Annotated in this window: 13 protein-coding genes and 3 pseudogenes; 3 read left to right on the top strand and 13 right to left on the bottom strand. The window is 56.6% G+C overall.

From position 1 onward, the window contains the following. Window positions 1–228: 228 nt before the first annotated feature. From SO156_RS14170 to SO156_RS14155, 4 genes are all read right to left on the bottom strand, one after another. Window positions 229–447 carry a TIR domain-containing protein gene (locus tag SO156_RS14170; RefSeq protein WP_498535293.1) on the bottom strand — a complete coding sequence of 73 codons (219 nt, stop codon included), beginning with the start codon at window positions 445–447 and terminating at the stop codon, window positions 229–231. Between the two features lie 597 nt (window positions 448–1,044). Beyond that, complete coding sequence (locus SO156_RS14165) at window positions 1,045–1,953, bottom strand: LysR family transcriptional regulator (RefSeq protein ID WP_498535203.1); 909 nt, start codon at window positions 1,951–1,953, stop codon at window positions 1,045–1,047. A gap of 354 nt (window positions 1,954–2,307) precedes the next feature. After that, window positions 2,308–3,180, bottom strand: coding sequence for an isocitrate lyase/phosphoenolpyruvate mutase family protein (locus SO156_RS14160; RefSeq protein ID WP_498535202.1), 873 nt, complete (start codon window positions 3,178–3,180; stop codon window positions 2,308–2,310). A gap of 11 nt (window positions 3,181–3,191) precedes the next feature. Further along, entirely contained in the window at window positions 3,192–3,968 is a 777-nt protein-coding gene (locus SO156_RS14155) for an aminotransferase class I/II-fold pyridoxal phosphate-dependent enzyme (RefSeq protein ID WP_498535201.1), read from the bottom strand. A 957-nt stretch (window positions 3,969–4,925) separates the two neighbouring features. On the opposite strand from SO156_RS14155, the pseudogene SO156_RS14150 reads away from it, so the two are divergent. The 3 genes and pseudogenes from SO156_RS14150 to SO156_RS14140 form a co-directional block, all read left to right on the top strand. Further along, a pseudogene (locus SO156_RS14150) lies at window positions 4,926–5,429 on the top strand (transposase); the annotation flags it as partial. 393 nt (window positions 5,430–5,822) lie between these two features. Beyond that, a complete protein-coding gene (locus SO156_RS14145; protein ID WP_498535200.1) occupies window positions 5,823–6,899 on the top strand; it encodes a uroporphyrinogen decarboxylase/cobalamine-independent methonine synthase family protein in 1,077 nt (358 codons plus the stop codon). Window positions 6,900–6,972: 73 nt separating this feature from the next. Continuing rightward, window positions 6,973–8,142 (top strand): succinylglutamate desuccinylase/aspartoacylase family protein, encoded by a 1,170-nt coding sequence (locus SO156_RS14140; RefSeq protein ID WP_498535199.1) that lies wholly within the window; start codon window positions 6,973–6,975, stop codon window positions 8,140–8,142. Window positions 8,143–8,475: 333 nt separating this feature from the next. Here SO156_RS14140 and SO156_RS14135 read toward each other — a convergent pair. From SO156_RS14135 to SO156_RS14095, 9 genes and pseudogenes are all read right to left on the bottom strand, one after another. Then, window positions 8,476–8,878: pseudogene (locus tag SO156_RS14135) on the bottom strand (Mu transposase domain-containing protein); the annotation flags it as partial. A gap of 143 nt (window positions 8,879–9,021) precedes the next feature. After that, window positions 9,022–9,607 (bottom strand): annotated as a pseudogene (locus tag SO156_RS14130) (IS66 family transposase); the annotation flags it as partial. A 980-nt stretch (window positions 9,608–10,587) separates the two neighbouring features. Next, window positions 10,588–11,379, bottom strand: coding sequence for a class I SAM-dependent methyltransferase (locus SO156_RS14125; protein ID WP_498535198.1), 792 nt, complete (start codon window positions 11,377–11,379; stop codon window positions 10,588–10,590). A 37-nt stretch (window positions 11,380–11,416) separates the two neighbouring features. Further along, entirely contained in the window at window positions 11,417–12,196 is a 780-nt protein-coding gene (locus SO156_RS14120; RefSeq protein ID WP_498535197.1) for a class I SAM-dependent methyltransferase, read from the bottom strand. A 904-nt stretch (window positions 12,197–13,100) separates the two neighbouring features. After that, window positions 13,101–14,015 carry a branched-chain-amino-acid transaminase gene (ilvE, locus tag SO156_RS14115; RefSeq protein ID WP_498535196.1) on the bottom strand — a complete coding sequence of 305 codons (915 nt, stop codon included), beginning with the start codon at window positions 14,013–14,015 and terminating at the stop codon, window positions 13,101–13,103. A gap of 27 nt (window positions 14,016–14,042) precedes the next feature. Continuing rightward, entirely contained in the window at window positions 14,043–15,170 is a 1,128-nt protein-coding gene (locus SO156_RS14110; RefSeq protein ID WP_498535195.1) for an aminotransferase-like domain-containing protein, read from the bottom strand. Window positions 15,171–16,560: 1,390 nt separating this feature from the next. After that, on the bottom strand, window positions 16,561–16,986 hold the full coding sequence (locus tag SO156_RS14105; protein ID WP_498535292.1) for a GNAT family N-acetyltransferase: 426 nt from the start codon (window positions 16,984–16,986) through the stop codon (window positions 16,561–16,563). A gap of 1,581 nt (window positions 16,987–18,567) precedes the next feature. Beyond that, window positions 18,568–19,173 (bottom strand): CDP-alcohol phosphatidyltransferase family protein, encoded by a 606-nt coding sequence (locus tag SO156_RS14100; RefSeq protein WP_498535194.1) that lies wholly within the window; start codon window positions 19,171–19,173, stop codon window positions 18,568–18,570. A gap of 12 nt (window positions 19,174–19,185) precedes the next feature. Next, the gene (locus SO156_RS14095; protein WP_498535193.1) at window positions 19,186–19,983 is read right to left on the bottom strand and encodes a phosphocholine cytidylyltransferase family protein; all 798 of its coding nucleotides are present in this window, start codon (window positions 19,981–19,983) and stop codon (window positions 19,186–19,188) included. Window positions 19,984–20,305: the final 322 nt, after the last annotated feature.

Below are 20,305 nucleotides of genomic sequence, written 5' to 3'. Positions count from 1 at the left end.
GCAAAGGAGCCGTGATGTGCAGCCGGCGGCATCGCCGGATTCCAGTCAATCTTGTAGCCCACGGCTTCGAGCTCTCGCGGGGGACGCCAGCCGCCGCCGCCCTGTCGAATGATTCGTCGATCACCCCGCGCTAGTCCGAGGGAACTTCGGGGTCTCCGACGTCAAGCGTGCAGACTCGTGCCGATGAAGTATCCGCATTCAAGGAGCACGTTTTGGCGGAAATGGACGTCAGACCTTGACGGAGCCTTCGTCGTCCGGCGTCGTCAGCACGACGGCAAACCGAACATCCCTATGCGCCTCGACCTTCTCGATCGCGGTGCGGCCCTTGTTGGCCTGCTCATGCATAATAATCGCCTCGAACCAAGCTTTTCTAGAAACCGTGCGACGGCTTGCTGAACGCCCTCGTCGTGGCCGTGGACAACAAAAACCTTGCGGCTGCCGAGCCAGTAAGCGACCACGTGCAGTACCGCAATGGCGTAAAGGCGAGAAAAATCGCCCACTGAACCCAAAACGGCTGACGGTCGATCAACATGTGTTTTCCTCAAAAAGCATTGCGCGCTTTGCGGACGGCGACGGGCTTTATCGTTCCGTGACCGGCATCGCGACAAGGTCATAAGGGTCCAACCGAATGATTCGGTTTTTTGTGCGGCTCATGGTTAGGATCAGCGTGCCAAGGCCAGCCACACGAAGCAAATCGAGGACGACCTTCGAAACTCCATTAGTCCGGACAAGCACAACCCTTGCGCCGGAGAGCAAGGCCGCCGTCGACAGAAGGTATGCGCTCGTGTACTTGCGCCCATGATTCAGACAGCTCGAAGCTCAGGAAGCCCAACTGTACGGCGTTTCCGGCGGAAAGCTACCAAAGAACAAGAAAATCTGGAAGCGGCGGCTAGATGTTCGCGAGCAAAGAACGGACTCGTGCCTGCCCGTCGTGTCGACTGCGCCTGCTTTCAAATGTGCGTAGATAAATATGCCAGGTTTTTTTCGACCGAGGTGACTAGATGGGGATGTCGAAATAAATGCAGTGGAACTGACCTTCGGGCATCAAGTGACTTCCGAAATGGCAGTTTTTTTACAAAGGCGCACCAGCCAGCGGCAAAATGCCCGGGAAATCTCGGGATTAGCGCTGCGGTCAACCGCGTAAGCCCGATAACGCATGCCGCTCGGAGTGCGTGATCCTGGTATCACCTTCAGAAGGCGCTCGCGTACCAAATCGCTGACGATGATCTCCGGCGCCACTAGGAGGCACTTTCCGGTCATGACTGCCGGTAGAGCGAGGTAATTGTGATCATATCGCGCCCCCGACCTTATGTCCTGAGAGGTCAGGTTCATCGCCCGCATCCAGGTGGGCAATATGTCGGGCCGGGACGTGATGTTCAGAATCGGTGTCGAGCGAACAATCGAAAGGTTTTTGCCATTTACTTGGTTTGGAGAACCGACACATACCAGTTGCTCGTTGTAGATTTCCCACTTGTCGGCTGGTTCGATGACAGAAAGATCCCGTGTGATCAGGATGTCGTAGTCGTCAGAAGACGTGGGCGGAGAGAGTGAGCTGATCACATCCACGATGACGCCGCCCATTTCAGCGGAAAATGCCTGCAGACTCGGGATCAGAAAGGAGTAAGCGAAGGTCGAAAGCGAGGTGCGAACTACGATTCGATTTGCGTCCTGCCGGTTTCGCCGTCGCATTCTTTTGGCGGTGAAGCACACCGTATCGAGTGGTTCGGCGACTGTGTTTGCAAAAAGCCTTCCAAACTCGGTCAGTTCGCTTCCCCGACCGCGTCGTTGCATGAGCTCTGCGCCTAGATGATCTTGCAAGACGGATAAGTAGCGACTAACCGAGCTTTGCCTCATTCCCAATGCACTTGCTGCGCGCGTTACGCTTCCTTCTCGCGCGATCGTCACAAAGACCCGGATTGCATTGAGTGGCACTTCATCGCCTTCCGCAGCCATCTTATGCTCCGCTAACTTCTGGGAAGTTCCTTTTCTCACCTCGATCTTCCAAATATGATTGCTCGATCACATTATTCGATGCTTACAGCCGAAATTCTGCTTATCAGGGGTAACTCGTGCGAAAAATCAGCTTTTTGAACTAAATTGGGTGGGATCCGTATGGGAGCGACAGCCGGTTGATGTGCGATCACCCTCTTCCTCGCACCTCAAGAGCGCGGTCATAATGCTCGGCGCTGACGCTCGTCTGAGCCCGGTCAAATGTGACATTGCGAAGGAGAGAGCCGGTTGTGCTCTTACTCGCCGCGCCAACTATCGCTATTATTTTCCAAGGTCCGAGGCGCTCGAGACTTGCCTTCAGCGAAGAAAACGAGCTTCAGCTGCTTTAATGTCGTCCATTCTCTGGAGTCTGAAAATCTCCTCCACCGGCAGAATGTCCTTATGGACGTTCTGGACGCCGCCGTCGGCGATGATCCGGCGGAAAGTCTGCTGTATGGCAGTTGCAGCGGCACGGATGCCGTAATTGCCATAGATCATCATCCGGATATTGCCCAGTGCCTTGACCCGGTGGCCGTCGAGAGTCGGGTAGGCGTTAGGCACAATCACTAGTGGCACCGATCCGGTCCAGGCCCGCGAAAAGCTTTCGATCTCCCCGTGATCCTTCTTTTTTGAATGGATCAGGATCATGTCGGCGCCCGCTTTCACGTAGGCTCGCGCACGGTCCAGAGCTTCAGCTTCGGCCAGGCCCGCGATCAATGCTTCGGTCCGCGCGATGACAAGAAAGGCCGAATCTCGCCTGGTCGCAATAGCGGCCTCGATCTTGCCTTGGAATTCCTCGATGCGCAGGAGCTCCTGACGCCCACAGGCAGCAAGGCTCGTCACCTTCGGGAACGTCTTGTCCTCGATCACGACCGCGCTGGCGCCAGCTCGCTCGTATTCGCCAATCGCGTGGATCACATTGATTGCGTTACCGTAGCCCGTGTCGATGTCGGCTACGATCGGCAGCGTGGTACGTCCGGCGATAGCGCGCAGCATGTCCAGATGCTGGGTCATCGAGATGAGGCTCATATCAGCCAGGCCGTAAAGGCAGGAGAGTTCGAAGCCTGAGGCCCAGAGACCATCGAAGCCTGCTTCCTCTGCGAGCATCGCCGACAGCGGGCTGTGGGCGGCCATGATGTGAACAAGGCCGGTCTCGGCCATGCGGTCGCGGAGGCGTTTGGCAGGCGACATGGAAAGATCCTTCAGGATAGGGCGGCATGTGCGGCGATGATACGGTCGCCGGCGTGGGTGAGGTCCTCGATCGACGAGGCATACGAAATCCGGATGTCGGGTGAGGCCATGAAGGCACTGCATGGCACCCCGTTCGCAGCGAAGGCCTCGAGCAGATCGATCACCTTACCGTCAGGAGTGCGCTTACCGATCAGACCAGCGCCGGAGGGAAAACCGTAGAAAGCGCCGTCCGCCGCACGGCAGGAAAGTCCCCCCGGCTGGTTCAGCTTTGCCACCACAAGGTCGCGACGCTGCAGAAAGGTACCCGGAGGTTCCTTCACATGGTCCCGGCCGCCAGATAGCGCCTCTACGGCAGCATACTGCGAAATCGAACTCGTGTACGAGCAGGTCTGGCCTCGAATGAGGTTCATGGCCTTGATCAGAGCCAACGACCCCGCACCATAACCGACACGCGACCCGGTCGTCGAGTCCACCTTGGATACTCCGTTGACCGTCAGCGTGCGCTTGTGAAGGTCCGGCGCGACCTCGGCCATGGTTGCACACGCGGCGCCATAGGTGAGCTTTTCGTAGATGTCGTCGAAGAGAATGTGGACGAGGAAATGAAGGCGCGGCACCGCCGCGAGCGCCAGCAACTCGGCTCGGCTGTACATTGCCCCCGTCGGATCGGGCGGTGAATTCAGCAACAGCCGCCTGGTGCGCGATTTGATTGCAGCCTCCAGGGCTCTCTGGGCGCAGCTTGAAGCCATGGAATTCATTGCAAGGAACGAGAACCGGCTTTCCGCCACCATGTCAGGATAGGAGACCCAACACGGCGTCGAATTACGGTCTCATCGCCCGGATTGAGGCTGGCAAACAGAGCGTTGAATACGACTTGCTTTGCGCCACAACTCACCGTGATCTGGTCGATGTTGTAGTCAAGACCGTGGTCGCGGAGAAGGCTCATGCGGACAGCCTCGCGCAGCGGCCTAATCCCGGCGACCGCGGTGTACTTCGTTCATCCCTCTCGGATTGCCCAATGCCGGCCTCTTCAACAGCAGGTGTCGTGTCGAAATCCGGTTTGCCCTGACTGAGTGTAACAACGTCAGCGCCATTATCGCGCAGCTTAACGGGTCGCACCGTCATGGCCTTCGTTTCAGAGGGACGGATTTTCAGACGTTCTGCAACAGGGGGAAAAATAAGGCACCTATTAGCTCTTAAGCTTTTGCGGGGCTTCTACTCCCTCCAAAGCGTTCTAACTAATCGAGCAATCGCCTATTTTAATGCAATGATCCAAAGCTGCGATGATGCACGTTGTATCATTGGCCCGGGCCTCCTTGCGTCAGCAGGCCTTCAACGTCAGTGCCTACGGGCACACCATTGCGATAGAGTGAATAAGCGGTGTATTGCATGTTGCTTGCAAGCATATTTCCGCCACGGCGGCGAGAACGCCCCAATCGGGCAACTCGTCCGCCACTCGGTGAGCTCTGAGCTAAGATACGTTTTCAGCGCCGCGAGCTGACGGCCGCTGGTCATCTGGAATGCAAGTTCGTCACATAGAACAGCGCTGGACCTCTGAACGAGAGTGCTTGTGTCAAGTGCCGTTGTGAGAGGACGGCCGATCGCGCCGTTGGTGCTAAGTCAGCAGGAGCGGACGTACTTAGAGAGGCAACTTCGTCATCGTCGTAGCTATCGAACTCGGTCTCCATGAACACACCGTTGGCAAATGGCTCCGCTGATTTGTGAAATGCATGAAGAGGCCCGCTCTGGCCGTCGATGTCGCCTCGGGGTTCGTCATCGGAAAATGCTACAAGCGCCACCGGCCGGTTGAGTTCTTGAAATTGCTAAAAGAGATCGATGCTCAAGTTCCTGAAGGGCTCGATGTCCATATCGTCATGGATAACTACTCCACCCACAAGAATCAAGGCGTGGCTCGCCCGCCCGCCGCATTATCATGTCCACTTCACGCCGACTTCCGCGTCATGGATCAATCAGGTCGAGTGCTGGTTCGCCGAACTCACCCGAAAGCAGATCCAGCGAGGTGTTCACACCTCCGTCGGGCAGCTCGAGGCCGACATCCGCAACTTCATCGACCTGCACAACAAAAACCAAAGCCTTTCAAATAGACCAAGTCCGCAGACCAGATTCTGGCCTCGGTCAAACGCTTCTGCCACAAAGCTCAGCAGACTTTATGCGGCGAACTTTCCGTGACTAGAACTCCGGCCGGACCTTTCACTTGCGTCGCGCGCTATTTGATGGCGACGCGAATTTAGCTACGCTCTTGCTTTCCGAGATCATCGCCGCGCGCATCGCAAATCCATCGCGCGTGCGCAAGTTCCAATCGAACTATTCGATTGACGTCATCCAGCTGTAGCAATTCGAGTTTCTAAGCTCGCGCACATCAGCGAACACGTTCAAACGTGATCGAAGGTCTCAGTGCATTGCCTAGCAGAGCTATCATGAGAAATTAAAGGGTCATCGCAGCCGTCGAAGGTCGTCGCATCCGTCGATTGACAACGGCCGAAATGATCTTGGCAGCATACCTTTGTTGCGCAGTTCGCCGCTGTCGATTGCGGATGTTGCCGTACGTGCTGGACGCCAATCACGGATTGAAACCTGCCGCCTTTAACCTTCTGTAACCTTAAGCAACGGAGTTGGATCCGAAAATGTTGCGCCCCTTAACCACTCAGATTGTCGGCAGCTACGCCAAGCCCGAATGGCTCGTCAACCGCGAAAAGAGCTTCAACCTGGACGGCAGCGCATGGCGGATTCTCCCGCCCCATCTCGACGCTGCCCGCCGAGACGCGGCGCTACTAGCGATCTACGAGCAAGAGCGGGCGGGCCTCGACCTTCTGACGGACGGAGAGGCTCAACGCCCGGCCTACGACCGGTATTTTTATTCGAGGCTCAAGGGGGTCGACCCCGAGTCTTTAGGAATCCGCAAGAAAGACAGTGAGATCGAGCCTGTCTCGCGGGTGCGCCAAGATCGCGCCACTGAATTAGAGCGCGTCCGCAATCAGGTTCCGCGTATCGTTGGGCCGGTCGAGTGGCCGGGGCCACTCAGCGTCGACGAGCTGATCTTCGCCAAACGCCACACCAAGAAGCCTATAAAGGTGACAGTCATCGGTCCCGTGACCTCCTACGGCAAGATGACTGACGACTTCTATCGTGACGAGGAAAAGGCGATTTTCGCGCTCGCCGATGCGTTGAACGCTGAACTGCGCGCCCTCGACTTCGCTGGAGCCGACCTTCTGCAAATTGACGAGCCGTCCTTTCACACCAGCTTTAGCCGGGCGCGCCAGTTCGGCGCCGCTGCTATCGAACGGATTACCGCCGGTTTGCGGGCGCCCGTGGCTGTACACGTGTGCTATGGGTATTCCTATTTCCGCGAGACGAAAGCACCCAATGACAGCTACTCCGACGTTCTGCAACTGATTGCCGGCTGCGACCGGGTGGACGCCATCAGTCTAGAGTACGAACAGCCCGGGCACCAGCCCGAGCTTCTGCGCCATTGCGGGTCTAAGCACGTGATCCTCGGGCTCCTCAACCTAGGCACAGAAACGGTCGAAACCCCGCGGCACATCTCCGAACGCCTTGAGGCGGCTACCACGGTGGTGCCGCCGGATAGGCTCCATCCCGCCTCCGATTGCGGCATGTGGCATCTGCCGCGTGAGATCGCTTTCGGCAAGATCAGCTCTTTGGTGAAAGGCACCGAGATCTTTCGTAAGAAGAACCGGATCTAGCCGATGACGGGTTAACGGAGCCGGATTACCCAATCGGATCGACCAAGAATCGGAGTTATGCGCACGCAGTCGCATGGACGCGCAGTTGGCGTCTTGGACTTTGATCGAAACGACTGCTCTTGTGGCGCGCGAAGTCTTTGAGCGCAGACCTTCGTCGAAAATTCAATCCCTTACAACTCTTAGGAGAACACTCGTGACGCGAGAACTATTCAACGTTAGTGATGAATATCCGCAAGGTCGGAGCCGCATCTGGACCGACATTGACCTGGATGGCGAAGGCAAGGCTGAAGGCTATCTCCGACTGCCAAGTTCGCGTCACCTCCACGGTGCTAGCTGGATTCCAATTCCGATCGCTCGCTTCAAAAACGGCGACGGCCCGCGCGTGCTCCTAATGGCTGGCAACCATGGCGACGAATTCGAGGGCCAGGTCATGCTGATGAAATTGCTGCGCGAACTCGAAATCAGCGACGTCCGTGGGAAGATCCTCATCTTGTCTGCCGCCAATGCACCAGCCGCCTATGCCGGGCGCCGCACCTCGCCCCTCGACGATGGCAATCTAAACCGGAGCTTTCCGGGTGATCCGAACGGCGGTCCAACCCGCATGATGGCCCATTATATCGAGAATGAGCTGCTTCCCCGGGTCGATCACGTCTTCGACTTCCATTCGGGCGGCTGTTCGTCTGAATACCTCCCCTCAGCGCACATCTTCTATTCCGCCGATGCCGCTCGTCTCGCGCGAGGACAGCATTTCTTGAGGGTCTTTGGGATGCCGACAAGCATCATCGTGAAAGGCCTGATGGGCAACGACCAAAAGTTGTTTGGTGCCTGCGAACGCGCCGGCGTTTCGCACATGTCAACTGAACTCGGGGGCGCAGGTCGCGTATCCCCTGATGCGCTCCGCCTGGCCGAACAGGGGCTGCGGCGCCTGTTGTTCGATCTTGGCGTGGTCACGCGCCCGCTGACAGATGTGCCGGCTCCACCCCCGACACCACTGATGACTCGCCTGCCGACCCGACGATATGTCTACGCTGAGGAGACCGGATTGTTTGAGCCATTTGTCGCGCTTGGCGCGACGGTCACAGCCGGTCAGCGTGCCGGCGCGATCCACTTCCCGCGAACGCCGTGGCGACCGCCCGCTGTCGCTCATTTCCGAGATTCGGGGACGGTGTTCACAATGCGCTCCCACGCTCTGACCGATCTTGGCGACGCCCTGTTCATCCTAGCCGTACCTTGGGAAGGCTAATCCGCGCAGTGCGTTCATCTCGGCGGTAAGAAGCCTGCCGATCATTGACGTGACAGGTTGATGCCCACCAGCCCAACTGAAATTGAATTGGACTTGGCCGCGACGCGTAGGACAACGGCTGCATGCCACCTCGCCGCGTCGGCGTGATCCAGCTCTACCATCCATGGTTCCCATTCCCACGTCGTTCGAGTTGGAGACACTGCTGCTCTATTATGGTGATCGCTCCCGTCCGGTGAGGTTTCAATTATCCGCAAGTTCTCCTCCGATCATGGTGTCCAGCGCGACGTCGGTGAGCCGCACGGGAGACTTCTTCGCCAGCCTGACAATGCCTCACATCGCGCGTTGGCGGTCATCAGTGTCGAACAGGTGTTGACAGAGTGCCTTCGCTTGCGGTCCGATGTCGCCGGCGCTTGCCAGCAGGAAAGGCGGTCTGACGGCATGGATTGAACGGGCGCTCGTCGTCCGGCAGCTCGAGCGAACCGGCCGTGCGGCCTGGGCATGAACGCGCAACAGCGCCCGGGTGCTGCGGTCGCAGATCTCGATCGTGGTCTCGTAAACGCGTACCACGACCTGGCTGCCGATCGTCGCGGGACGCGCCGCATAGTCGCTGTGATCCCCGCGAACGGTGGTGTCTTCGTAGACGGTGCGCGCGAACTCGGAGAAGTAAGGAAGCCGGTCGCGGCCGCAGATGCGGCTTCTCCTCCCGGAACATGGCCTCGACCGGGCGCCTTGAGGCCGGGCGCTCCGAAACCCCGGCCATCTCCGCACCCGGCCTCCTCCTCAACCCAAGCCGGGAGCAAAATAAATGAGGCAACCGATTGCACTCGGGAGTATCGATAGGTGAGGCAATACGCACTCTCACTTTGATCGCCGCGCCGCAGCCGCATAACCGTCAACCTGCAGCAGACCGCCATCACCGCTTCGGCTGTCTTCGAAGCGATAGGCCACCGTCGGCGGATCTGCACCGCCGAAGGGTCTGTCGTCCTGAGCCATAGGCCCATAACCAGGCCTTTGGGTCTTGCCGGAACCGGGAGCCAACGTCGGCAACCTGGTCTCATCGGCAAAGATTCGTTCGCCCGGCTTGATCTTCTCCAGAACGTAGTCTGCCAGAGGTTGCAGCTCGAAGCCAACCTTGCTAATCCACTGCGCCATCAGCGAACGGTCCAGCTCGACCTTGTCCCGCGCATAGATGGCCTCCTGCCGATAGAGCGGCAGACCATCGGCATATTTGGCGCCGGCAATCTCGAGGCCAGCAGCGCCTCGATGGGGATGCCGCTCTCGATGATAGGGGGCACCGGCGCCTGGATCACGCCGTCGCGATTCCTGTAGGCGTATTTCGGGTAACGCGTGACGATCAGGCGGAACTTCGCCGGCATCACGTCCAGACGCTCCGATACGTCCTCGCCGATCAGAACTTTCTCCGGCCCTTCGCAGCCTGCGGACTCTCAGGTTCGATGACAATCTCAGCGAACGAAGCCGAGCTCGAAAGCGCCGTTCAGGACAAGCCGAAACGCGCTCCGCGTCCGCGGAAGGGCTTTGCGGCTCATCTGGAGCGAGTTTCCGGGTGGTCGTGCCATTGGCAGCAGCGCCGAGCAAGCCCGTCAAGTTTGCGCGCTTTGAAGCGCTGCGGAGCGACGTCGTAGAAATTGTTATCGGCGAAGTGGTGGTGCACGCGGGCGGACCGGTGTGCTCGCGACATAAACCTGCACGCCGGCCGCGATCATGCCTTTGCGAACCGCCCGGATCACATCGGCAAGCCGGTCAGCCCGACGTCAACGCCTTCGCCTTGCGACGCCCCGCGAGAAGTTGCGACGGATCGAGCCCATTTGACCGCGCAAACGCCGTTACATTCGCTCCGGTAACTAGCGTCGCTCAAAGGATCCGCGCATTCTCTTCATCCGACCATGACCGGTAACTGCGCGCTCGGACTGCTAGACGGCCGCACAGGAGTCGCCGTGAGAACTTCGAAGCTTCTAGTATCAGACATACGTTCGCTCACGGGAATCTCCTTGCATATCACCAGGAGATTCTCTGCTATTCGAACGCGCCACGCTATGTGGGTCTCCTACGCCTTACCTTCAGACGGGCCCGCTGCTCGATGCGGTTGACAGGTTGAGCGGACGAAATCAAACGCCTTGGCGGTCACCTTCACTCCGATAGCCGGCGGTCACGCAGGTGAGGGTGTTTGGCCATCCGCGGCCTCGGAGCCGGCGGTCACCCCGGCGGGCAATTTGCCTCTGCCGCCCGCCGTGACACGAAAATCGCCCCGTAGCGCCGGGTCGCCTTGCGGTCGATCCCCATCAGCCGCTGGATCTCTCGTTGGCTCGTCTGGCGCTCAAGGCGCGCTCTGTGGCCGAACAGCCGCCCAGTCAGGCGGAATTAGGTGGAGGAGTTTGAGGTGACGTCACCTGGGAATTTTGACCGATCGTCGGGCCAAAACTGCACCTAGGCTCTATGTCCGAGCAACGTCGTGATGTGACCTCGTTCCACAAAGAAGCCTGACGGCGAATACGACAACAACAAGCGACGCATACGATTTGTAAACTCGCCACAACGAGGTCCGAGAATACCTGGCGAACCTGTTGACGTTGACTTGAGGAAACCAAGTAGGTCATCAATATTCCAGTGATGCTCGTAGTAGTGACGAAGCTCAGTGATTTCACTGAAGTCGGAATCGCGAAGGACTTCTCGATCGGATACCGTTAGTACGGGTTGAACAGCTCCAGGACCTGCCGGAAAGCATCCTCCCCAGAACTCTTTGATGTCGCTCCACATCGCAGTCTCCCAGTCCCCAGGTTCCGAGCGATCCTGGTGGGGTTGGATGATCGCGACCCAGCCATCCGACTTGAGCACGTGGGCTAGCTTTGCCAACACCATCCGTCGCTCCATCCAGTGGAAGGAGGTCGCAATCGTTGCGACATCAAAGGACGATATTGGGCCGGTTAGGTCTTCAGATCTCGATACTACAAACTCCATATTCTTGATCCCTAGGGCCTCCGCCATTCGCCTTCCTTCCTGAACCATTTCGTCGTTTGCATCGACGGAAAGCACGTCCGCAACAGAGTGCGCCAAGGAAATGCCGATCTGTCCCGTGCCGGCGCCTAGATCGAGCGCACGACTGCTGTTTCCGAGGCCACAAACCCTAAGCAATGATCGGAAAAAATCTCCCGGATAGGGTGGCCTGTATCGTGCGTAATAGGGTGCCGCACCACGATACACTTCGCTCGCGACGATCATATTTGGCTCCTATCAATGGTCTTATCTGAGAGAACCATTATGTGGCCCGGAACGTCCAGGCGCGGGTGATCCAGATCGTATGGATCGATGGTTTGCGAGGAATCATCCGTGCCGTCTTGGTTAGAAGATCATTCCATTGCTTTTGCGACACTTGACTTGGAATATCGTGCCCGGCTTTCCACGTATCCAGGAAACGTTCAGGGGTAAGGTTTTGCTCGTGGCGCGCTTCCATGTAGCAGTATTCGGTAAACAGCCCTTCCGTGTCGACCGCATCCATTATGTCGGCAACCGATGTGCCAGTTCTCTTGAGATCGGATACTTCGCGTTTCACCATTTCTTCTATTTCGCGCTGAAGCTGATCTCGCTTGAAGTCTCTAATGTCCCAGATAATCGTTAGGAACCCCTGCTCCTTGAGAATTCGGTGGGCTTCTTTGAACGTCTGTGGGGGATCAACAAACTGGTACGAATTTCCAAGAATCACCCAATTTACGGAATTATCGGGTAATTGGGACGACTCGGCTGTGGCTGCCACCCACTGGAATCGAGACTCATGAGGAGCAAGCTGACGGGCAACAGCGCGCATTGCGGCGTTGGGCTCGACGGCATAGCCGGTCACTCTTTGGTCGTCTAAAGATCGCAACAGATTTCCGGTCCCAGCGCCAAGTTCGGCGATCTGGACCTCACCGAAGACGCTCGCAACCGTTCTGGTTAGTGATCCCAGCACGACTGCCGAATATGGGGGGCATTGACCGTACTCAGCTGCACTATTGCTGAAATCGCCCCACTTGGTTGCAGGGCAGTTCGACGCGTTTGACATTAAACCTCCTTTGCAGATCCATGAGTCACTGAAGCGCCGCCCCTCTATCAACGTGACAAAGAGACCAGCCAGGATTGTAGTCTCACGTACATTGGACGGCCGGGGCAAGTCCGGAACGGGCCACATGTAGCAGGCGAGCACTGTAAAAAGACACCCATCAAAGGAGCAGTCGCTCGCCAATCGCTCCGAAGAACGCATCATTTACTTACATGAGGTAGAGGTTGCAGTTGCAGCAGACCGAGCAGACAGCATTCTGCGACCGACTATTAGCTGATGGATCAGGACCGTTGGCGAGAACAAGTTGTGGTCGACGTTCCGTGGCGAGCTCCTTAGCCAGTAATGTTCGATCGGTCCGAAGTTCATCAACCGTAGCTCACATGCTTGCTTCACCTAGATCAATTGCTAGCGCTGGTAGTTGACGGCCGCAAATTTCTTGCATTTCGCGGTAACGATTGTAGCAGTCGCCGCGGCCAAGGTCCTAGAATCACAGGATGGTAGATCGTTCTGACGACCTACGTCTTTCGACCGGCCAGGGCGCTAATTGACTTCACGACTTCAAACGTTCTTGCCGCGCGCGAGATATGCCTTCTCGCGTCGCTTTCCTGTCCTGCAAGGCTTTACGTTCCGCTCCGGGGCCGCGATAGGATGTCGATCCGCCACAGGCGCGCTCGCTGATCACCGCAGACGTAGAACCTCATACACTTTGGGCTTGTCGACAAGGGGCTCGGCAAGCCCGCATCTGGAGGGCTGTCCCTGTTTCAGATCGGTTCGTCGCCAGAAGGCCGAGCCTTGCAGCCCGCAATGTAAGGCCCAGCTCATTTCGACGTTGAGCCCACAGACCGCTGCCCATGATTGCGGAAAACGCCCGACTTCGCCGAGCGTGCCGGGCGTCGTGTTAACGTCATTAAAAGACGGGAGTTCGCCACGAAGCGTGCGCTTCACTCTTGCCGGTGACGATCTGCCGGTAGATCTCCATCAATTGTTGTGTGATGGTCCCGGGTTGACCGCTCCCAACAACTATACTGTCTATAGATGTCACTGGCGTGATTTCGGAGCCGGTGCCGCAGTAGAAGACTTCGTGCGCGAGGATCAGTTCCGTTCGGTCAACATCGCGCTCGATCGTCTCTAGCCCAAGATATTCGCGGGCTAACTCGATAACGGTCTGGCGGGTAATCGACTCCAGTATGTCGTTGGTCCCGCTCGGCGTGATCAGTTGATCAGTGCGAACCAGGAACACGCACATCGCGGGTGCCTCGGCCACTTTTCCTCTTGAATTGAGGAGGAAAGCGACATCGTAACCGTCGCGTTTAGCCTGCATGATAGCCAATCGCGCGTTATGGTAATTGGCATTGCACTTAATACGTGCCGGCATGACGTTATCCGGCATGCGCATCCACGAACTAATCTGAGCAGAAGCGCCTTTGATGGATTGTTTAGTGGTCTCCCGCGGCAACGCTGTGATGGCGGTTCCTACGGGCCCGGTTGCGTCCATTTCGCCAGAGCCGTCAATGAAAGCCATCATCCGGATATGTACGTTCGTCCGAAATCCATTTGCGCGACACAGGTCAACGAGCGCTTCGGCCAATTCCAATCTGGACGGCCCTTGATCGAATCGCATCGCCTTTTGCGAGAACGAATACCGGTCAAGGTGCTCCGCGACCCTAAAAAGGTATAATTGCTGTGCCTCTTCGTTCCAATAGCCACGTATTCCTTCGAAGACACCTATTCCGTACTTCGCCACGGGTGCGAATACATGCACTTTCGCGTCATTCCAGGGGATAATTTGGCCGTTGAGATGTGCAAATTCCGCCGTCGACATCTGCGTTCACCGAAACCAGGGCAGCCGCTATGCTTGAGACTTCGCACGACCCATGAGCAAGTCCGCTAATACTTGGAGCCCTTGTCGAAGGTCATCGTGCGTTGAGGGAGCGATCAACGACACTCGGATGTTACCCTCGATCTCGGTGCCAGGTGTCGCGAACACGCGCGGATGTCTCAGTGCCACGCCGTTGCGCGCGGCTGTTTGAATGAACGACTCGATTGTCCAGTTCGACGGTAAGTCTATCCAGATGTGTAAGGAAGACCCGTTCGTGTGCATCATGCCCAAATGCCCCAGCATCTCCTGCGCAATGGCTTGTCGGGCCGCAATCTCATCAGAGATGTGTCTCGCGATTTGGCTCGCAGCTCCACTCTCTATTAGATCAGTGATAACGGCCGCGGAGATCCCGGGCGCAAACCAAGTGGAGATGCTCGGTATCGGCCGAACAAGATCAGCAAGACTTTCCTCCGATGGCGCAACTAAATAGGCCGTCTTTAACCCAATGCCCATACATTTGGAGACGCTCATCATATACCAGGTGAGGTCGGGAGCGATTGAAGCGATCGGGGGCGGTGCGGCTTTGGTTATATGACCATGCACGTCATCTTCAACAATCGGTACGGAATGCCTGCGCGCCACCTCAACAATCCTTCGTCGACGCTCGGCTGACATAATCGAGGTCGTCGGATTGTGGCCGGTCGGATTCATGTAAACTGCTCCGACTCTATGATTCTTGCACATTGCTTCTAAGGAATCGTCCCGCAACCCGTCTTTGTCGATATCGATGGGTAGAACCGTGGTCTGACTCAGCATCGCGAGTTGGCCAATCGCCGCATATGTCAGCTTTTCCGTCCCAATAACCGCGCCTTTGGGGACGAGGCGCGAGAACAGGATAATAAGCGTGTTCTGAGTTCCGCTAGTCATCAGTAAGCGGACCGGTGTTGGCGCCGCACCAAGCCGACGCCCCAACCAGTTCGCCGCGACTTGTTTGTCGCGGGCAGTCCCATGAAACCGATGGCGTAATATGGTCCCGGCAAGCTCCGGTTTGCGCGCCAGAACCGTGAGGCTCCGCTCAATATGTTCGCGAAAAATCGGCACTTCCGGCGCCATCGTTCGTGTCATATCGATTGTTGTCGTTGTTTCGTCCGTAGGCATTGAAATTCTCCTCAGACGACCGATGCAGGGTCGCGTTGAAGGCTCCAGCAGCAGGCTTGATCCCATCCGCCACGCAACCGGCGCGAGGATGGTGGAGGCAATACCTGCGACGCTGAAGCTCGATCCATGATCTTCGCTCCGGCCCTGCTCCAATCGCCCCAGATCTGTTAACCAGGAAAATGCGAAGAGGTAACGAAGACCGCGTCGATGTGGCTCTTCCAGTCTAGGAAAGCCGGCCATCGCAAGCCGGCCGGTTAGCTAAGGGTGCCGGAAGAATCTCCGATGAACCAGACGGTCAAGCGTCCACCGTTTGAAATTCCGAGCACAGGCATCATCCTAGTTCTCGTGTTCAGGGCGGATCGACCAACCGAGCATAAACAAACGCCGCTCATTCAAAAAAAGTCTGTTTGCCAACATGTAAATTTGTACTCGTTTCATCGCCTTCATTGTCAACGCACATCGCAGCCAATTGTCTTGAGGACTTCGACCAACTGCCTCAGCCCGAGGGTTTCAGACCGCATTCCGCACGAGAGGCGAATGCGTACGGGATCCCGAAATCGGGCCGCCGGATGTTTCACGCCGAGTCCTTATGGTCACTTTTCCCGACCCGCATTCAAACAATGATAGTGGATATGCTTAAGATCAATTGCTGACCTTAGTAGTTGACGGGGCGCAAATTGTTGCAATTCGATATAGGAGGAGGGGCTGCCGCTGGTTGGATTGCGCGCCCGAATGTGGGGCGGCGTCGACGGCCAATCTATAACCGTTCCCTGGGTAGGCGCAGCGTCTGAAACAGTTTTTGCGGGAGCGTTGTGCGAACAGGCGATCGATGCTCTCCCCGATGATCGACGCCACGCATATTAAAAGGCACCGCTGGGCGTGGGCAGAAAGGGAAGAATCAGGCGATCGATGGTTTTCGCAACGGACAAAAAACGAAGATGCGTGCACCCGCAGATGCTAGAGTGTTTCATGCGTAATCGATTCCGGTGGAGTCGCGTTCTGAAGCTGGCATCCGGTGGTGAGAGCTCTCCTTCAACAACACCCGTGATACTGACCACACAAGTACGGATATCCTCCGACGCTTCGCCATGTTTGGGAAAGAGCGGGCGATGTTGACGAGGGATTAGCTCTTGTCATCTGACCGCTACATCCAGTCATAGGTGCGAAATGCGTCAAAGGTCCGTTGCGCGATCGGGGCGTCTCGATGGGGCAGCTTCGAGTTTACACAGCCCCCAAAAAAAGCGCAGGTTACCGGAGAATTCACCGTCCATTGGAGCAACTGACGCAAACACCGCATGCCGACAAGGTAGCGAAAGAACGAGACTAGAATCGGAGACGAGCTTCGCCCAGAAACGGGATACAAAAGTTGAGAGATGTAAAGATTAATCCGTCATGAGGCATCGGACGGAGGGGAACTCTCCAAGAACTTATCTAACTCCCTGCTTTCGCCGAACGGGAGCACGATCGTGTAGTGTGGACCTACGCCATCGATCTCAAAGACCTCGCCATACGTTTTATAGCCTACGCGCGAGTACAATCCCATCGCGGGGACCCGTCCGAATGCCCAAAGAAGGGAGCAGCCGCGTGCCCTCAACAACGACAGTGACCTTTTCATGAGGGCGCTTCCCACGCCGTGGTTGCGATACTTCGGATAGACGGCGAATCCTCGACCCCTCCAAGAACCGGCGATTTCCTTGTTGTAAGGAAATGGCTCTGGTCCAGCTGACGCAACGCCGATCAAGGTCTCGTCCAAGTAGGCCCCCAAATGAACCGCATCTGGATGTAAATCTGCCGGAGTAATTGTTTCCTCGGGCATTTGATGCGGCCTCAAAATGTCGTGTCGCGCAAGTAGAACACTTTCAAGACTGACTTCCCTGATATCTAAGAACACAAGCTCGCTCCCTGGCTCGAGTGAACGAAATATTTGCACCACAAGGTCACTCACGCTGTGGATTCGATCCAATGGACGATCTCGGGACAATGCGATCTTCGTCGAAACAATCGCCGAATGATTTGCTTGGCGATTCGGACGAGTGCTCGAACGGCTGGGTAAGTGCGGTTTTCGGTTGCAATTGTACCCTCAGAGTCGCGAAGTGCGAGACAACAATAGGCCCCTTTGTCTGTCGACCATTACGATGAGACACCCCTACCAAACCGCATCGGTGGACGAAGACCAACCCAAGAGCTCCAGCGTACGATCGAGCTGGCATGCAGATGAGATTTCTTTCAATATTTGGGCCATCCTGGCGATGTCGGCGCCATCGTGCGGGTCATCTCTCTAGATTAGGAAACCTCTCCCGCAACGGATGTCGACTGTACTGGATCGTCATGGTAGTTGCCTTGGGAGTTTGAATGAGAATTCTGGATTGACGCATTGAGCCGTATGGCTGCTAAAGGTGAGGTTGCAAGCCACTCGCAAGCCCGAACTAGTGATCCGAAGAGGTCATCTGGATAAGGTGCCGCGGGTAGCAGGCGGCTACCACGAAGGTTGACTCGCCACGTTCGTGGGCTGGCTCTGTTCATCTCATTGTTCTGGCCACCAGTTGTTCAAAGAGAGTGATCGGCTAAAGCCGTAGAGGGGTTACTCGCGTCTCGAAATTTGCGTCAGCGGCGATTGCGGCACCGTGCCCAGGATACGCTTCCAAGAGGAAGAAGAGGTTGCGGTTGAAGCAAGCGTGAGCGCGCGGCATGTCAGCAGGCGGTAGTTGGGATTTCGATGAAGGCCGTTCGCGGCACAGATCGTGATGGATATCGCATGTCGATTAGCCGAGAGTGCTTGGTTGAATAGGAAGGGACGCATCGCGTAGTTGCCATACCTTTCTCTTCTAGATCAATTACCAAAGGAAGTAGTTGACGGCGGCGCAAATCCTATCGCGCATTTTGCATGCACCAGCCTCAGCGTGCCAAACGACTTCAGGATCTGCCCGAAAGTTGCCAACTCTTTGATGTTGCTCAACATCGGATTGTGCCATTCGCTCGGCTCTCAGCCATCCTCTTAAGCATTTGAGCTAGACCTGCCGTCACCGTCGCTCGTCCGTCCAGGAGCAGCTATCTCGATTGTCACGATATCAAATGACAATATTGGTGGGCTCAAGTCTACGGATATCGACACCTGAGGGTCGCCACTGTTCGCTTTCCTTCCTTGACCGTTTCGTCGCTCGTGTCTACGGAAAGTGTGTCCGCAACCAAGCGCGGCAAGGAAATTCCAATCCGTTCCGTGCCGGCAGCCAGATCGAGAGCAGACCATTTGTCGGCTACAGCAAACCGGAGCCAATATCTGGAAAGACTCTGGATAAGATATCTTGTATCGTGCGTAGTAAAGCCCCGCACCACGAAAAGGCTCACTTGGTACGATCGTTTGCCTCCCCACAACGTGTCCTTCTCTGCCACGCGCTGATCAAGCGGAACGAAAGGCTAAGACCAGCGACGACACGACGACGAAGATGCTAATTGCCGCATACGTTGCGGTGTTCGGTGATGGCACGCGAATAGATGACACGTGAGCGACCGCGAGCAGCAAGAAGCAGACATTAACGACGCTTGAAAATCCTGCAGCAGGGATGACGGGCTTGAGAAGGAACAAGAGGGCCAGTAAGGGTAGATCATATGATAAGGGCACACCCAGGAAGCGCTCATCGGACGACTTGCCGAAGTTCGCAAAGTAGCTAAGCCTAATTGCTCCTGCCACGAGTAGCGCGCTTGCGGTCGCCAGGGAAAGGAGTGAGGCGTGGGTGAGCTGGATTACAATAGCAGAGGGCAAAACGGCACCGTAAATAATGTCGGCGAATCCATCGAGGTACTTTCCCATTTTTGCGACGTCTGGGGCTCGATTCTTCGTGCGAGCCGCCACAACGCCGTCGAGATGGTCTGACAGGACTGCCCAGAGGGCCACTGCCACGGCTAGGTCAAGGTGTGTGGACAGAGCAAGGAATAGGCCGGCGGAAGAAAAAAGAAGACCTGCGATAGTCACGGCATTCGCTGGATCCCAGAGGTATTTTAGCATTAGATCCCCACGTTAGACTGTAGCCGACGCGGCGGGAGCGAGGGCGCTTCTGTTTGCAAAAATGCGCTCGGCGATGCGCAGATCTTCCGTACTGTCGATTTCATACCACCTGACATCGTCGCATCGTGCCGCTGCGAGCTGTAAGCCACGCCTTTCTACCAGATAGGCAAGAATCTCCTCAGTGTAGGCCTGCGTAGATCCGGATCCGATGATGTCATCCAGCGCTGGGACGATCTTTGCCCCGAGGGTCGTCGCCGAGAATCGCATAAGGTTCATCGTCTTGAAAAGTCTTGGGCCACCTGCGACAAGAGTTCCTGCGGTTTGCTTCATGCGGAAACCTGAGATGAAGCCTCTATCCGACAACTCTACTGCAGATCCCTCCATCAATTCACCGAAGGGAGCTACTGCAGCTACGTCGGGCGCTTGGCTGGCCATTAAGTAACGTAATGCTTGCGGTTCGAAGAAAACGTCGCCCTCGAGAAGAATGCAGTCTGCGGAGAGAAGTGCGTCGCGCGCCAACCACAGAGAATAGGCGCTTCCAGTGCGATCGAAAACGGTTGACTCGACATAGTTGATGTCGAGTTCGTCAAAACAATTGCCACAGGCATATTGAATGGCGTCCTTCCGGTAACCGACCACGATGGTCACCTCTTTCACGCCCACGGCTTGCAGATTGCGCAGGGCGTTGTATAGAATCGGAGTGCCGTTGACCTCGACTAGCGGTTTGGGGCGTAGATCGGTCAGCGGGCGAAGGCGGGATCCGAAGCCCGCGGCGAGAATGATCGCTTTCTTGGGAGCGTTGGCCGTCATTTCATGCCCCTTCATCGTCGCGTGATAAGTATCGTTCTTCTAAGCATTGATGGCTCTGACGGTCCCCTGTCTATAAAGTTCCGGCGGCAAGTCGTTGCGAATGCCGAGGGCAACGACGAACACGTGCTGGATAAGAGCGCTATCTGACTTCGGGCCATCATGCTCACGATGTTCGTTGGCTGCAGTTGAGGTAACACTTTCCGAATCTCAGTCGAATCGCTGTGACGGCGGCCAAAAAGGCAGAACCACTGCATCTGGAATGCAGCTATCCGACTTAGGGAGGAAGGGATGAAATGGGTCTCCCTTTGCGCTTGCTTGGTGC

Source organism: Bradyrhizobium sp. UFLA05-125 (assembly GCF_059803515.1).
This window is presented reverse-complemented; position numbering and strand designations above follow the sequence as displayed.

Bases quoted from the DNA above. Each gene is read 5' to 3' on its own strand.
- ilvE (WP_498535196.1), bottom strand. From the start codon at position 14,015: ATGTCGACGGCGGAATTTGCACATCTCAACGGCCAAATTATCCCCTGG.
- SO156_RS14140 (WP_498535199.1), top strand. From the start codon at position 6,973: ATGGACGCGCAGTTGGCGTCTTGGACTTTGATCGAAACGACTGCTCTT.
- SO156_RS14165 (WP_498535203.1), bottom strand. From the start codon at position 1,953: ATGGCTGCGGAAGGCGATGAAGTGCCACTCAATGCAATCCGGGTCTTT.
- SO156_RS14100 (WP_498535194.1), bottom strand. From the start codon at position 19,173: ATGCTAAAATACCTCTGGGATCCAGCGAATGCCGTGACTATCGCAGGT.
- SO156_RS14155 (WP_498535201.1), bottom strand. From the start codon at position 3,968: ATGGTGGCGGAAAGCCGGTTCTCGTTCCTTGCAATGAATTCCATGGCT.
- SO156_RS14145 (WP_498535200.1), top strand. From the start codon at position 5,823: ATGTTGCGCCCCTTAACCACTCAGATTGTCGGCAGCTACGCCAAGCCC.
- SO156_RS14125 (WP_498535198.1), bottom strand. From the start codon at position 11,379: ATGATCGTCGCGAGCGAAGTGTATCGTGGTGCGGCACCCTATTACGCA.
- SO156_RS14105 (WP_498535292.1), bottom strand. From the start codon at position 16,986: ATGCCCGAGGAAACAATTACTCCGGCAGATTTACATCCAGATGCGGTT.
- SO156_RS14120 (WP_498535197.1), bottom strand. From the start codon at position 12,196: ATGTCAAACGCGTCGAACTGCCCTGCAACCAAGTGGGGCGATTTCAGC.
- SO156_RS14160 (WP_498535202.1), bottom strand. From the start codon at position 3,180: ATGTCGCCTGCCAAACGCCTCCGCGACCGCATGGCCGAGACCGGCCTT.
- SO156_RS14110 (WP_498535195.1), bottom strand. From the start codon at position 15,170: ATGCCTACGGACGAAACAACGACAACAATCGATATGACACGAACGATG.
- SO156_RS14095 (WP_498535193.1), bottom strand. From the start codon at position 19,983: ATGACGGCCAACGCTCCCAAGAAAGCGATCATTCTCGCCGCGGGCTTC.